The following is a 14,349-nucleotide window of genomic DNA, read 5'->3' as shown; positions in this document are numbered from 1 at the left end:
ATGTCCGCCCGCCCGAAAAAAGCCAAAACCGGACATTTTCACCCTTCCAGCCCGGTACATCGGGCCGCGTCCCATGTCCTGGCCGACTACCGACAACCAACTACTGACTACGAACAAGGTACCTGAACAAACATAGTACTGTTGTGTATACTGTACCCACTATGAGAAACGGCACCGAGTTCGAAGAAGCAAAATCCCAAATGCGCAGGGGCATGCTCGAATTCTGCACGCTCCTGATCATCTCTCGCGGCAGGGCGTACTCGTCGGACATCTTGAGCGAGCTGAAGAAGGCGGACCTGATAGTCGTGGAAGGCACCCTTTACCCGCTCCTGAGCCGTCTGAAGGCCGATGGCTTACTCGAATACGACTGGGAGGAGTCGCGCGCGGGCCCTCCGCGCAAATACTTCAGGCTCACCGGCAGGGGCGAGGAGAAGCTCGAGCAGCTAAAAGCAACCTGGCAGTCTCTGGTCGAATCCATGGCAGCACTTTCGGAGTCAATCAACCGTGAAAAAAAGCACTTCAAATTAGCCTGGCCCAAACGCTCTTCATAATAGAGGAAGATGCGTATGCCGCGTTGGACATATACCTCTCGTCCGTCAAGAGACATTTCGGGCGCACCGAGGGCAAGGACGAGATAGTCGCCGACATTGAGAGCCGGATTGCGGAGCAGCTCCTGGAGAGCAAGGAAAACATCATCACTCTCTCCACTGTCGAGCGCGTGATTGCTGCGATGGGCAAAGCCGAGGAATTCGACGACGAGGAGAACCATGCCCGTGACCGGCAGCAGCGTGCGGAGCACACCGCGAGCGCGCCGCAGGGGGGCGTGAAGAAGCTCTACCGCAACCCTGACGACGCTATGCTGACGGGCGTGAGCTCCGGCCTGGCCGCGTATATAGGCATCGATCCGATTTGGGTGCGCCTTGTTTTCGTGCTGCTGACCTTCGCGTGGGGCATTGGCATCCCGCTTTACATCGTCATGTGGGTCCTGATGCCGGTCGCAAAGACCGGCGGCCAGAGGCTCGAAATGGCCGGCAAGCCGGTGACTCTCAGTACGTTGAGCGCATCGGTAAAGGAACGAATAGACGAGGTCAGGAACCAGAGCACCCTGCGGAAGGTAATAACCCTGCCGTTCCGCTTCGCTGGCGCCGTCCTGATTGTCCTGGGTCCCGTGGCGCGCATACTCCTGGGCGCGTTGCTGACGGTCGTCTCGGTGATGGCGCTTATCCTTATTATGATGATCGTCGGGTACATCTTCCTGGGCAGTGGAGGTGTTATCGACGACATCCCTATAGAGACGCTCTTGCCGAACGCGTGCCAAATGACCCTGTTCGTATTCGGCGGAGCGCTGGCGATAGCCGTTCCGGCACTCTTCGTCCTGTTCGGCGGCATCTCGCTGCTGCAAAAGAAGAGCGTGATCTCCGCCCCCGTTGGGCTTGGGGTCCTGGGCGTGTGGCTCGTGGCCATTACCGTCACGGGCTTCGGATCAGCAAGGGCGGCGGACAGCTACAGGAACATCATAGATGAGTCGCCCGACTATCGGACGGTTACTGTGCCAATCGAAATTACGGGCGAGTTCGACAGGGTCGATATTGAGGACAACCTCTCCGTGGACATCGTCGAGTCGGAGGTGGTCTCTCTTACCGCGACCGGGCGCCGGAGGGATGTGGAGATTCTCAGCGCCCGCGTCGTTGGTGGAGTGCTGGTGATAGAGCGCAGGCCGGACGACCGCGATGAGTTCAGCTTCTTCTGGACGTCGGACCTGGACACCAACCGGGCAAGATTGCGGCTGACCGTGCCGGCCGGCCTCGTCTCAATCTCTGCGAGGCACGGCTCCCAGGTCATCGCGGACGACCTGAGCTATGTTCCCTCATTCTCCATTGAGATCGATAACAACTCTCTTGGGGACATAGCCATCAGCACCGGCATGTTGACCGCCGACGTGTCAAGCAGGTCGCGCCTTTCACTATTCGGGGATGCGGAGTCTGCCGAGATAGACCTTTCCAACAATGCAGTGCTGTCCGGCAGAAACTTCATTGCCGCTGAGGCGTGGGTGAATGCACGGGACAGGTCGCGCGCGGAGATCGGGGTGACGGACAGGCTAAATGCCGAGGCAAACAACCACAGCGTGATTATCTACAGCGGCAGCCCCCGGATTATAGAAGAGCTTGCTAACTGGAGCGACGTCCGGCCCGCCGGGCGTTAGCTGTGCTCATCCACAGCGCAGGGATGACGGCCAGCAGGCAGAGCGCCATGGCGATTAAGAAGAAGTCCTGAAAGAGGCTCACGCCGGCGGCCTTGAGCTGCGCATCGAACTCCATTTGGCGCTGGAGCGTCTCCGCCGGCGTTTCGCCGGGGATGGCGAGGGGCAGGCGCAGGCTGCCGGTGAGGTTGAAGAAGCGGTCGGAGCCCCACGCGGCCAGAGCGGCAAGGCCCAGCGTCATGCCCACGATGCGCATGGAGGTAACGGTGGCGGAGGCCACGCCGCGCCGGTCTTCACCTACCGTTTCTGTAGCCGCGAGGGCTATGGGCGCGATGAGAAGCCCAAAGCCAAGGCCCGCTAACGCCAGGTGCGCTGTGAGCTGCGGGTCGGCGATCGTTGTGTCCCAACCGCTCATCAGGTAGTAGCCCGCGGCAGAAAGCACCAGCCCCGTCACAGCAGGCAGACGCCAGTCCAGCCAACGGCCCGCGAGCCCGCCCAGGACCCCTCCGACTGCAATTGCGGCGGTCATCCTCATCAGCCACAACCCCCCCTCAAGCGGCGTCAGCGCCATCACGGTATTCGCCATGAGCGGCACCGTCACCATGCCGATGATCAGCGCGGCGCCCACGAGCATGTGGACGGCGTTCGACGCGCTGAAGGCCCGCGTTGCGAAGAGCGATAACGGTAACAGGGGCTCAGGGAAGCCCCGCTGCCTTGCGATGAAGGCGGCCAGGGAAGCGGCGGAGACAGCAAACAGCCCGACCATCCACGCGTCCACATCCGGTATCAGGGAAAGGGCGAGCGTGAGCGCCGAGAGGCTTACCGTCAGCAGCGCGCCGCCTAGGAAGTCGATTCGTGCTTCCCGGTGGGGGCTCGGCGCCAGGAGCATAACCAGGAGAGCGAGGGTCAGCGCAGCGAGCGGCAGGTTGATCCAGAAGACCCATTGCCAGTCCAGCCGGTCGATTATGAGCCCGCCCCACAGCGGGCCGATGACGCCGCCAGCCTCCGCGGAGGCGCCTATGATGCCGTAGGGGATTGCGCGCTGCCCGGATGGGAAAAGGTCGCCTGCTATGGCGATGGAGACCGGCACCAGCGCGCCCGCGCCGACAGCCTGCACCACGCGCATCGCGATCAGCCAGTCCAGGCTGCCCGACAGCGCCACCGCCGCGGACCCGGCCATGAAGAGGAGCATGGAGAGGATGAACATCCGCCGGTGGCCCCATGCGTCCGAGAGCCGGCCAATCAGCGGCATCGCCGCCAGGTAGCCCAGAAGGTAGCCGGTGATTGACCATGAGGCGTGGTCGAGCTCGGTAACCTGAACTCCCAGGTCCACCATCATCCGGGGAAGCACTGTGACCACGACTGTCTGGTCGTCAGCGGCGATGAATACGCCCAGGCAGACAGGTATGAGGGCGATGTAGGAGGAGACTTTGCGCCGCGCGGCGGCCCCATCGGGCGCGCCCTGAGGGGAGGGGAAGGCGTTCGGACCGGTCATGACGAGGTGGGGGCTGAGATCGGGATGCTCTCGTTGAAGCCGGACAGGACGATTGTGCGGACGACGTCCGGCTTGTCCGAAGGCGTCACCGCGCCGGAGATCTTTGCGCGCTCAAGGTGGCCGGTGGCTGCCCTGACAGTCAGCTCCGCCCGGACCGTCGCGCTGGCCGCGGTCTGCCCGAGCAGGGGAGCGAGCGCCTCCGCCGGCAGGTTGCCGGAGAGTACGAACGTGCCGTCCTGGCCGGTCCGGTCCGCCAGCAGGGTCGCGTCCTTCACCTGGCGCGTCATTGCCGAGATGCCCTCAGTGGGCTTGAAGAATCCCAGCGGGCTCACCAGGGTATCGGACCGCTCCCATGATCCGTTGATAGGGTTTGTCATGTAGGTGGAGTCGCCGATCGTTATCACGTTGGACCTGATGGCGAATCCTGTCCCGTACTTCCCCTCGAACGAGACCGAGAGCTTGTCCGGGTTCACGACATCCCCTTGCGCTGTATCGACGAAGAAGTTGGGCATCAGCTCCAGCGAGCCGTTGTCGTGGTAGAGCCTGAAGCGAAAGCTGCTCACTCCCTGCATCACATCGCCGGTGCGCTCCAGCGCCGCCTGGGGGTTGATGGGCGTCGGGGTTGCGGCAACTGCGGTCGCAGTCGCCTCGCCGCCACGGCCGCAGGCCGTGAGCAGGAGCGCCGCCGCGATGGTAATAAGCATTTTCCTGGCAAGCCGGCGAGTACTCATGGGGCAGGGGTAGTCCTGTAAGGGTCGGAGCAGTCCCGGGCGTAGCCGCACCTGGGGCATTTCAGCTTGCAGTGCACGCCCACCATCACCGCGCCGCAGATATCGCAACGGACTATCTTCGGAAGCGCCACGCTCCCTCCTTGCAAACTCTGTCGAGGGCGTTGCCGTCGCCCACGCAAGGTCCTCAACTTCTACAACGCATTATACCCTGCAAAAGATAAAGGCCCCACCGGGTTCCGGCGGGGCCTTTATGCGTCTGTGTCAGCGGGTCCGGGTCTAGGACCGTACCTTGCGGCGGGCCGCTACCATCGAGGCAGCGCCGCCGGCCAGCAGGAGGACGGAGAGCGCGAGCGCGATCTGCGCCATCACAGGGATGGCGGGGTCGCCCACGTTGCCTGGAGGCGGCAGCTGCGTGCCGGCCTGCAGGGTGAAGGTCTGCATGAGCTGAGCCTCTATGTAGGCGGTAACGGCGCCGCCTTCCTGCGCGGTGATCGTGCCGTCGGCGTTGGAGTCGATGCCGTTGATGGCGTTGTCCAGCACACCGATTACGTAGGCAAGGCTGAACCCGGCGATATCCAAGCTCTTGGCGTTAATGGCCCTGAGCGCCTCATTGCGGGCCAGGGTGGCGTAGTCCGCAGCGTTCTTGCCGGCGGTCGAAACGAGCGCGGCGTGCTGTGCAAGCACCGTCTCGCTCGGGGCGGCAGTGGCGGCGAAGCCCGCGTGCTTCCGGTCGGAGGCATGCAGGAGGACGCCCTGGCCGTCGCCGGGGTTGCCGAAGGACGCCGCGAAGTTCGGACCGGTCGTGCCCTCGATGATGTTGACGACGTGTTTAGCATGCGTCTGCATGTTCGCCATTGTCGTCGCCTGTGACGAGAGAACGGCATGCTGTTTGGCCAGGGCGAGCTGCTCCCGGAGGTTAGTCAGGATGCCCTTGCTGGAGCCGGCGGGCCAGGCGATCAGCAGGTGACGGATATGCTCAGCCGCTGCTATTGGGATCACGTCGAGATATACGATGGCCCCGGCGGGCGTTGCCACTTTGGAGCCAGCGGCCTCAGACGTGATGAACATACGGTTGTACTTGGCCAGGTTAACGGGGGCAGTGTTGTTGTAGCCGGTGGAGCCCGGGCCAAACGTCAGAGCGCCTTCGCGGGCGGCGTTCACGTCGATAACGCCGAGCCTAACGCGCTCGGTCTGGGCATCGTCGGAAAGCCATGCGACGTACTCCCTGCCTGCTGCGGGAGCTGTGGCGTTCGCCAGTTTGACTGTGATCGAATCGCCCTTTGAGTTGCCGTCAGAAACTACGGCAGTGCCCTCGAAGGCGGGCGCCTGCTGCGCAAATACCGTGCCCATAGGTACGGCGAGCAGTAGTACGAGGGCAAGTACCATCAGGATCCTTGCTCTGAACATAAGCGGTGCATTCCTCCTGTGACAGTTAGTAAACGCGAACAGTTATGAACCGAAGTGATAGTGTATTGCGCACCGAGAATACCCTATCACAACTCAGTCAAGAGGGGTAGTGTCTGCAAACAGTATTTAGCGCGGGTTTTCTATAAGTCGCCCCGCATGACGCTCTCGCCGATGGCGCTCGGGCTCCCTTCGGTCCGCTCGATCGTGATCTTGATCGAGGAGTAGGCGGTCAGGGGGTCGGTGAGGTCAACGATGGCCTGGCCGAACCCGGCCTCGTCAACCGAGAAGCTGCCTGCCTCGAACTCATTGCCGTCCCGCATCAGCCATATCCTGTATATCCTGCCTGCAGGCAGGAGAGGAAGGTTAGAGGCGGATATAATCGCGGAGGTTCCGGTTGCGGAGATGGCCAGGATGCCCCTGGAGTTCGCGGCAACGGACGTGCCGGTGAGCTTGGCGATAGATACGTCCGGCGAGGCGACCATCGCGGTGAGGTCCCGCTGGATCCTGAGCTTTTGCTGAAGCTCGGCCTCGTCAAGGGCGGCCGAAGTTATCTGCGCGTCCAGCGCGGCTTTGAGATCGTCAATCGTGTCCATGCGGCCGCTGTACCAGTAGACGCCATAGACCAGGAATACTACTGCGACGGCCGCGGCGATTGCGCCGGACTGGGCGGCCGTCCACCGACCTATGTGCACAATCCGCGTGCGGATGCCTGCGGCAGGCTCGGGCTCGCTATACGGCTCGGCCTCTGCGCCGATCTTCTCCATCAGCTGGCTCTTGATACGGGCCGGTGCCTTTATCTCGGGCGCCCCTTTGGAAAGGGCCACTATGAGCTCGGACTCGCGGCGCACCATTGCCTTGCAGGCGGCGCAGCCGTCTATATGGAAGTTCATCTTTGAATTATCGAGAGATTCCATGGCCCCAAGTAAATACGAGGCCAGGCCTTCTTCTACCTCTTTACAGTCCATCCTCAACTATCTCCCGGGCTTCATTGCCCATGAGTTCCCGCAATCGCTTCAGCGCCAGCCGCATGCGCGTTTTCACGGTGCCCAGCGGCTGTTGCAGCCGGGCGGCTATCTCCGTGTGCGTGAGGCCGCCGTAGTAGGCCAGCATCACAGCCTCGCGCTGCTCCGGCCGCAGCTCAGCGAGCGCCATGTGGATCTGGCTGCGCTGCATCTGCAGCGCCAGATAGAGTGCGGGGTCTGAAGAATCGTCCGCAGCCCGGTGCAGGACCTCCACGTCCTGTGAGACCTCGCTCTGGTCACGCCGCTTTCGCCTTCTAAGCTCGTCGATGATGCGGTGGTGGCCGATGGAGAACAGCCACGCGCTCACCTTGCCCCGTGCCGAATCGTAGCTCGGCGCCCGTCTCCATACGTTGAAGAACGTGTCCTGCGTTACCTCTTCGGCAGCGCCCACGTCCCGCAGTATATGGACGGCCAGGGAAAAGACGGCGTTCCCGAACCTGTCGTAAAGGGCTTCCAGCGCCTCACGGCGCCGCTGGATAATCAGGTCCAGCAGCTCGTCATCCGCAAGCTTTTCAAGGTCCTCTTTCTTCATTGAGCCAGACTTGCCAAGCTTGCGGGCGGCACGATTCTGCCCCGCCTCTACAGGTATATACGTATGGATGCCCGGATTCAGATTTCGCTTGCCGGTGGAGAATTCCCCGTCCATGTTGAAATCCGTCTCAGTCTGAACGAATGGCCGGTTGGACGTTTACGATTATCGAAAGGCCCGGTGTTGGGCGTTAAGTGCTGCTGCCGGCGGGTTGCCTGGCAGCTTCAGCAATAGTGGATGCGGACGTTGACGTAAAAGGAGTAGCTCTGCGCCAATTATACCAGAGTGGCTGTAACATACCACAGCAAGCCGTCCGGGGTACGGCGCGGCGACCGCGTTGACAGGGCGGTAGCCCGAACTTACACTTCCCCGTGACCCATACTTCCACGAGCAGGTGCAGTAAGCACATGAAGCCGATGGAGATGCGCGAGATTGGCAAGACCGGCCTTAAGGTGACCCCGCTGGGAATAGGCGGCGCGCCGCTGGGCGGCCTCTACAACGATGTGTCGCAGGCGCAGGCGTTCCGGACAATCCGGCGCGCGCTGGAGCTCGGCATCAACTTCATGGACACTGCGCCTCTGTACGGGCACGGCAAGAGCGAGGGGTATTTTGGAGACGCACTCGCCGGGGTCCCGAGAAACAGCTATGTGCTTTCGACAAAGGTCGGCAGGCTGCTTCGGCCGTCCTCACGGCCTAACGCCGGGCTCTTCAAGAACGCGCCGATGTTCGACGTCTACTTCGATTACAGCAGGGACGGCATTCTGAGGTCCGTAGAGGATAGCCTGAGAAGGTTACGGCTGGACCGGATCGATATCGCCCTCATACACGACCCCGATAACCACTGGGAGCAGGCGATAAAGGAGGCGTACCCGGCGCTGGCGGACCTCCGCTCAAGGGGAGTGGTCAAGGCAATCGGCGTCGGGATGAACCAGTGGCAGATGCTCGCCCGCTTCGCGAAGGAGGGGGACTTCGACTGCTTCCTCCTGGCGGGTCGCTACACGCTCCTGGACCAGTCCGCACTGGCCGAGCTCATGCCGCTGTGCCGGGAGCGGAACGTCAGCGTGATCATCGGCGGCCCTTACAACAGCGGCATCCTGGCGTCCAACCTCTCCACGACCGTGCGGTACAATTACGAGGCCGCGCCGCCGGAGGTGGTGGCGCAGGCGCGCAGGATCAAGGCGGTGTGCGAGCGCCACCAGGTGCCAATGAAGGCTGCCGCGCTGCAGTTCTGTTTGGCGCACCCCGCCGTTGCGGCGGTGATTCCTGGCCCGCGGTCGGTAGCGGAGCTTGAAGACAACGTCAACATGGCGAACTTCCCAATCCCCGGCACGCTCTGGCGAGAGCTAATCGAAGCCGGCCTGATACCAAAGCACGCGCCGGTGCCTGGGGAGACGGTATGAAGTCCTACGCCCTCACCCTCAACCTGCGGGACGATCCCGTTGTTATAGATGAGTACGTCCGTTACCACGCCGCGGTGTGGCCGGAGGTTGAGGCGGGGTTGAAGAGCGTGGGCGTGACAAGTATGAAGATATACCTCCTTGGCAGGAGGCTGTTTATGTATATGGAAGCGGTGGACTCTTTCGAGCCTTTACGTGACTTCCAGAGGTACATGAACAGCAAGCGCGCCCAGGAGTGGGACGCGCTGATGCGCACCTTTCAGGAGAAGGTACCCGAGGCTGGGCCGGGCGAGTGGTGGGCATCAATGCGCCAGGTATACGACTTGAAGAGTTAACGGAGGACCCTGATGTGCGCCCAGTCCCGTGAGCCGGATGTATTTCCCGTCGTAGACAGCCACCAGCACTTCTGGGACATTGCGAAGTTCAGCTATCCGTGGATGCCTGCGGACGGCGTCTTGCGCCGCACCTACGCGCCTAAGGACCTTGAGCACGTGCTCAAGGGCAACCTTGTCAGCAAGACCGTCCTCGTGCAGGCTCACAAGTCGGTCGACGAGGCGCGCTACATGCTGGACATCGCGAAGGCGAACGACTTCGTCGCCGGCGTCGTGACGTGGGTAGACCTTGCGAAGCCGGATGTGGGCAAAACGCTGGACGAGCTGAAGAAGTACCCGAAGCTGGTGGGTATCCGTCACCCCGTCCACGATGAGACGGACGATGCGTGGATCACCAGGCCGGAGGTCATCCGCGGCCTCAAGGCCGTGGCTGAGCGCGGCCTGGCGTACGATCTCCTCGTGCGCACGCAGCACCTGAAGCACGTCAAGAAGGTCGCAGACCAGGCGCCCGGCCTGCGGATGGTCGTGGACCACATCGCCAAACCTCCGATCGCGAAGGGCGAACTTGAGCCGTGGGCGTCGGAGATCGCGAAGGTGGCCGCACTGCCGAATGTGTACTGCAAAATCTCCGGAATGGTGACCGAGGCCGATCACAAGAAGTGGAAGACCGCGAACCTGCGACCGTACGTTGAGCACGTGGTCAAGCTCTTCGGTTACGACAGGCTCATGTGGGGCAGCGACTGGCCCGTGGTGCTCCTGGCTTCCGACTACGACAAGGCGCGCGTCGCCGCTGTTGAGGCGATCGGCGACTGTACGTACGAAGAGTGGGCCAAGCTGATGGGCGGGACGGCTATCGCGTTCTACAAGCTGAAGGTGTAGCAACGGAAATCAGGTACGAGGCCTTTACAAGGCAGGGTCGGAAGGTGAGGGGAGTCCTCCGGACGGAGTCAGAAGACGAGGCCTACGCTATTCTCGAAAAAGACGACCTCATCCCGTACCGGCTACGGCCGGTCAGCACGGGCGGCTTCTCTCTGGTGCGGCTTGCGCCCAGCCTTTTCAGCCCCCGCCCCCAGGACATTATCGACTTCACCCGCCAGCTCGCCGCGCTCCTGAACTCCGGCATTCCCCTCCGCCGCGGCCTGGCCGCCCAGCGCGACCAGGCGCGCAACCTGGGGCTGAAGCAGGCGCTGACGGAGATAATTGCAGATATAGAGGGCGGCGCGCGCGTTCACGAGGCCTTTGCGCGCCACACAACCGTATTCCCCGAGTTCTACCTGCGGATGCTGCGCGTGGGGGAGGCGACCGGCGGAGTCGCCTTCGCGCTTGAGCAGCTCACGCAGAACCTCAGGCGGCGCAAGGCTGTGACGGACAGGGTACGCAAGGCGCTGACCTACCCGGCGATCAGCCTGGCCGTGGCGCTGGTGGCGGCAACCGTCCTCGTCACCTACTCCCTGCCGACACTGACGGACCTCCTCCGCGAGTTCGGCGGGCAGCTTCCGGTGGCCACGCGGGTGATGATCGCCGTCTCAGACTGGCTCCAGCAGTACGCATTCCGGGCCGGCGCGGCGGCGGCTACCCTGGTGGCAGCCGGCCTGATAGCCCAACGAACGCACCGCGGCAAGCGGCTCCGAGACGGCTTCCTGCTGCGCTTGCCCGTGGTAGGGAAGATCCTCACGGCAAGCAGCATGTTCACCTTCTCCACCAACATGTCTACGCTGCTCAGGGCGGGCGTCTCGCCCATAGAGGCGCTGAAGCTCGCGCAGGAGGGCATGGGAAACACTGTCATCCGGGACCGCATCGCGCGCTCGAACCAGATGGCGGTTGAGGGCATGCGGCTTGGCGAGGCGTTTAGCGAGCGGAATGGGTTTCCGGCCCTCCTTGAGCAGGCAATTGTCATGGGAGAGATCCGCGGTAGCCTTGTTGAGACTCTCAACGGGCTGGCAGAATACTACGAAGACGTCACAGAGCTCGCAGTCGGCAGCGCAATGGAGCTTATCCAGCCGGCGATCATCAGGATGATCGCCGGCCTCGTCGGCTTCGTTGCGGTTGCGGTGATTTCGGGCATCTATACAACACTGGGCACCGTGCATTGAATACTTTCCTTGGAATGCGAATACCATGGCTCTCCGGCGGGGAGCGCCCGGACGGGGAAGAGTCCGATTGGCGGCGCGTCCCCTTTATTGACCTTCTTCACGAGAAGCGCGAGCGGAAGGTCTCGGTCGCAGCGCTAGCTCTTGGCGCGCTCCTGGTCGTGGAGCTCCTGGCCGCGCTCTTCCTGAACGATGGAATAGGCAACAACCGCGAGCTGCAGGCTGCCGCGCAGCGCGAGGCCGACCAGCTACGCGCGCTGCTTTCGGACGAGCAGTACGCCATTGCCGAGGCGCAATCCGCCCTCCGCGACATGGACGGCCGGATCGCCGGACTGGCGGCGGAGGGGGAGAGCGCGCGCGCCGCCGCGGACGCCATAGCAGCGGGACGCACGGACTGGGGGGGGGCGCTATCGAAGCCGTGCTGGCCGCTGAGGGCCCGGACCTCCGGTTCGAGTCCATCTCCGCCGGGCAGGATAGGGCGCTCGACGTTTCGGGCGCCGCCACCGGCGTTGCCGCGATGGGCCGCTTCCAGTCGCACGTCGCCGCCGCCGGGAGCCCCCTCGACCTGACGACCCTCCACTGGGAGGCCGACGGTCCCGGGCTCCGCTTCGCGGCGCGGCTGGCGGTGAAGGAGGCGTCGAAATGACTGAGCGCCTCGCGAATACCCCTCGGATCTACATTCTCCTTGCCATTGCCGCCGCGCTCGGCGCTCTGGCGGTCGGCTACCCGTTCATGGAGCGCGCGGACGCCCGGGCGGAGCGGGCGCGTGTGCTCCAGATGCGCGATGTCTACGAGTCTGACCTGGAGGCGATTGCGCCGGAGAAGGACGCGGCGAGCGCCGCTTTGGCCGCGAAGCAGGCCGAGCTGGCGGCCAGGCAAGCCGAGGCGGAATCCGCGGGCCGGGGGGCGCTCCTGCCCGGGAAGGCGAGCCGCCAGGACGCGAATGCCGTTGGGGCGAGGCTCATTTCCTATGCGTCATCCCGGAGCGTCACCCTGAATGAGTACGAGACGTCCCAGGCCACCGCCGTTGTGGGCGAGCACAGCCTGCCCGCCGTCAGCTACACGCTCGTTGCCACAGGGGACGCGGCGGAGCTGTCCGGGCTGCTGGATATCGCCGCCCAGACGCCGACGGGCCTGGTGGAGCGTGTAAGGCTGACAGCCGAGGAGTCCGGCGGGTGGATGCTGGAGCTGGTGCTCAAGGTGGCGTACGGGGAGCAAAGCTAGTGCCATTAGTTGCGCTTATCGTATTTGCGCTGGGAGCGAGTGTGGGGAGCTTTCTGAACGTTGTGGCGGACAGGGTGCCCGCCGGGCAGTCCCTCCTTCGCCCCCGCTCGCATTGCCCCGGCTGCAAGAGGCTGATACCCAACAGCGAGCTGATACCCGTCGCCAACTACATCGCCCTGCGCGGCAAGTGCAGGCAGTGCGGCGCGCGCATACCGGTCCGCGTCTTCTGGGTGGAGGTGATCACCGGCATCCTTTTCGCCGCCGTATTTTTCCTGTACGGTTTCGGCGTCCAGTTCTCGGTCATCGCCTCGTGCGTCGCCGTCCTGGTGGTCGTGGCGATCATCGACCTGGAGCACAGGCTCATCCTCAACAAGATCGTGCTGCCTGCGGGGGTGGTGCTGCTGGCGATGTCGCCCCTGTGGCCATCCCTCGGTTTCGAGCGACCGTTCCTCCTGTGGGAAGGCGCCGGCGGTTCCGTCGCAAGTTCCCTGGCGGCAGGATTCGGCGCGTTTGCGCTGTTTATGGCCATGGCCATTATCTACCCCGCCGGCATGGGCGGCGGCGACGTAAAGCTCGCCGGGATTATCGGTCTGATGGTGGGCTTCCCTGCCGTGCTCCTGGGACTCTGGGTGGCCGTCATCGCCGGTGGTTCCGTAGCGGTTGCGCTGATCCTCACGCGGAGGAAGGGACGAAAGGACGCCATCCCCTTTGGGCCGTTCCTCTCCATGGGCGGCATTGTGGCGCTCCTGATCGGCCCCGACCTCGTCCAGGCGTACCTGGACCTGACGATAGGCTATTGAGTGTGTCTGTTGAAGCCTCCATAAGCCTTGCCCGCATGCACGATATGGCGCACAATGTATCGCGGCAGGCATGCTCTGCCAATGACTAGAAACGGACTCATACGGCTATGAAGCACACCGCTTCAACACAACACGGCTTCACACTTATCGAGCTGGTGGTCGTCATCGCAATCCTCGGCATCCTGGCGGCAATCGCAGTGCCGGTCATATCCAGCCAGCTCGGCATTTCGAAAGAGCGCGCCTAAGAGGCAGAGCTCCTGAGGCTGCAGGTGGCTGTGGACGCCTACAACACCAGCCCCTCCAACCAGCGGCTGGACGGCAAGCGCCAGTACCCCACACTCGGCAAGAAGCACGGCCCCGTCGCCGCGCCCGTGGGCACCCCCGTCGCCACCCCCACAGGCACCCCGGACCCCACGAGGAAGTACCAGCCGCTCGCTTCGGCCAGCGCCGGAACACCATACACTACCAGGCTCGGCATACCCGACAGCAACCCCAACGGAGGCACAGAGGGCGGCAGCCCCAAGTGGGTTGACGTGAATGGCGACGGAGAGCGGTCGACGCGGAGGCCAGAAGACCTCTGGTATAAAGACCCCAGCGTCCAGACCAGCCTGGCAAGGGAAGACCACTGGGAAACGAATACGGTCGTTCATAACGGCACCCAGTACCTGATCGACAGCCGCGACTACTTCATCGACTTTGATGAGCTGGTGCGAGCCGGCTTCCTGGAGTCAGTGCCCAAGTCGGCATCCCCCGACAACAACGCCACTGCCACCGGCAGCTACAGCTGGTACGTGGACAGCAACGGCCAGGTAAAGAGCCTGTACTACTTCTATCCCAAGCCGGACAGCACCGGCTACAAGGGCGTCTTCCCGTAGGCGCGCCCCAGGGGGCTGTTTGATTCCTCCTCTCCCCGAGGAGACCTTTGCATAACCCGAGGTAGAGGCGATAATCATACCTGTGCGAGGAAGATATAGCAAAATGGAGTGAGCCATGCGCCGCAATATGGGAAACCCGTCCATGATCGAAGCGTTCCTTCCCGAGCAGGTTGGGCGTAACGAGCGATTGGAGAGGATAGCCCAAGTTGTGGACTGGGAAAAGATGGGAAAGCTGGTGTCAGATATC

General features: G+C 63.1%; 17 protein-coding genes. 12 read left to right on the top strand and 5 right to left on the bottom strand.

The annotated features are described in order from the left end of the window. Window positions 1–161 precede the first annotated feature (161 nt). Window positions 162–551: a PadR family transcriptional regulator gene (locus FJ319_07660; protein MBM3934163.1), complete on the top strand. Its 390-nt coding sequence runs from the start codon at window positions 162–164 to the stop codon at window positions 549–551. Between the two features lie 23 nt (window positions 552–574). Continuing rightward, window positions 575–2,203, top strand: coding sequence for a PspC domain-containing protein (locus FJ319_07655; protein ID MBM3934162.1), 1,629 nt, complete (start codon window positions 575–577; stop codon window positions 2,201–2,203). Here FJ319_07655 and FJ319_07650 read toward each other — a convergent pair. The 5 genes from FJ319_07650 to FJ319_07630 form a co-directional block, all read right to left on the bottom strand. Continuing rightward, window positions 2,169–3,695, bottom strand: coding sequence for an MFS transporter (locus FJ319_07650; GenBank protein MBM3934161.1), 1,527 nt, complete (start codon window positions 3,693–3,695; stop codon window positions 2,169–2,171). The two genes, FJ319_07655 and FJ319_07650, sit on opposite strands and share 35 nt — an antisense overlap. Continuing rightward, window positions 3,692–4,486, bottom strand: a complete 795-nt coding sequence (locus FJ319_07645; protein MBM3934160.1) for an LppX_LprAFG lipoprotein — start codon at window positions 4,484–4,486, stop codon at window positions 3,692–3,694. Before FJ319_07645 ends, FJ319_07650 begins: the two co-directional genes overlap by 4 nt. 216 nt (window positions 4,487–4,702) lie before the next feature. Beyond that, complete coding sequence (locus FJ319_07640; protein ID MBM3934159.1) at window positions 4,703–5,833, bottom strand: hypothetical protein; 1,131 nt, start codon at window positions 5,831–5,833, stop codon at window positions 4,703–4,705. 140 nt (window positions 5,834–5,973) lie between these two features. Further along, the gene (locus FJ319_07635) at window positions 5,974–6,798 is read right to left on the bottom strand and encodes a hypothetical protein (protein ID MBM3934158.1); all 825 of its coding nucleotides are present in this window, start codon (window positions 6,796–6,798) and stop codon (window positions 5,974–5,976) included. Then, window positions 6,788–7,501 (bottom strand): sigma-70 family RNA polymerase sigma factor, encoded by a 714-nt coding sequence (locus FJ319_07630; GenBank protein MBM3934157.1) that lies wholly within the window; start codon window positions 7,499–7,501, stop codon window positions 6,788–6,790. The genes FJ319_07635 and FJ319_07630 overlap by 11 nt, the downstream gene beginning before the upstream one ends. Window positions 7,502–7,800: 299 nt before the next feature. On the opposite strand from FJ319_07630, the gene FJ319_07625 reads away from it, so the two are divergent. The 10 genes from FJ319_07625 to FJ319_07580 all read left to right on the top strand — a co-directional run. Beyond that, entirely contained in the window at window positions 7,801–8,784 is a 984-nt protein-coding gene (locus FJ319_07625) for an aldo/keto reductase (GenBank protein ID MBM3934156.1), read from the top strand. Then, complete coding sequence (locus FJ319_07620; GenBank protein MBM3934155.1) at window positions 8,781–9,116, top strand: L-rhamnose mutarotase; 336 nt, start codon at window positions 8,781–8,783, stop codon at window positions 9,114–9,116. The genes FJ319_07625 and FJ319_07620 overlap by 4 nt, the downstream gene beginning before the upstream one ends. Before the next feature lie 12 nt (window positions 9,117–9,128). Continuing rightward, the gene (locus FJ319_07615) at window positions 9,129–9,992 is read left to right on the top strand and encodes a hypothetical protein (GenBank protein MBM3934154.1); all 864 of its coding nucleotides are present in this window, start codon (window positions 9,129–9,131) and stop codon (window positions 9,990–9,992) included. A gap of 44 nt (window positions 9,993–10,036) precedes the next feature. After that, entirely contained in the window at window positions 10,037–11,206 is a 1,170-nt protein-coding gene (locus tag FJ319_07610; GenBank protein MBM3934153.1) for a type II secretion system F family protein, read from the top strand. Between the two features lie 14 nt (window positions 11,207–11,220). Then, the gene (locus FJ319_07605; protein ID MBM3934152.1) at window positions 11,221–11,772 is read left to right on the top strand and encodes a hypothetical protein; all 552 of its coding nucleotides are present in this window, start codon (window positions 11,221–11,223) and stop codon (window positions 11,770–11,772) included. Window positions 11,773–11,845: 73 nt separating this feature from the next. Then, window positions 11,846–12,427 carry a hypothetical protein gene (locus FJ319_07600; protein MBM3934151.1) on the top strand — a complete coding sequence of 194 codons (582 nt, stop codon included), beginning with the start codon at window positions 11,846–11,848 and terminating at the stop codon, window positions 12,425–12,427. After that, window positions 12,379–13,227, top strand: a complete 849-nt coding sequence (locus tag FJ319_07595) for a prepilin peptidase (protein ID MBM3934150.1) — start codon at window positions 12,379–12,381, stop codon at window positions 13,225–13,227. Before FJ319_07600 ends, FJ319_07595 begins: the two co-directional genes overlap by 49 nt. Window positions 13,228–13,334: 107 nt before the next feature. Continuing rightward, complete coding sequence (locus FJ319_07590) at window positions 13,335–13,472, top strand: type II secretion system protein (GenBank protein MBM3934149.1); 138 nt, start codon at window positions 13,335–13,337, stop codon at window positions 13,470–13,472. Window positions 13,473–13,496: 24 nt separating this feature from the next. Further along, window positions 13,497–14,102 carry a hypothetical protein gene (locus FJ319_07585; protein ID MBM3934148.1) on the top strand — a complete coding sequence of 202 codons (606 nt, stop codon included), beginning with the start codon at window positions 13,497–13,499 and terminating at the stop codon, window positions 14,100–14,102. A gap of 115 nt (window positions 14,103–14,217) precedes the next feature. Continuing rightward, window positions 14,218–14,349 (top strand): IS5/IS1182 family transposase (locus FJ319_07580; protein MBM3934147.1); only part of this gene is annotated, 132 nt, incomplete at its 3' end.

The organism is SAR202 cluster bacterium, assembly GCA_016872355.1.
In the GTDB taxonomy this organism is placed as follows: domain Bacteria; phylum Chloroflexota; class Dehalococcoidia; order Lucifugimonadales; family VGZY01; genus VGZY01.
This window is presented reverse-complemented; position numbering and strand designations above follow the sequence as displayed.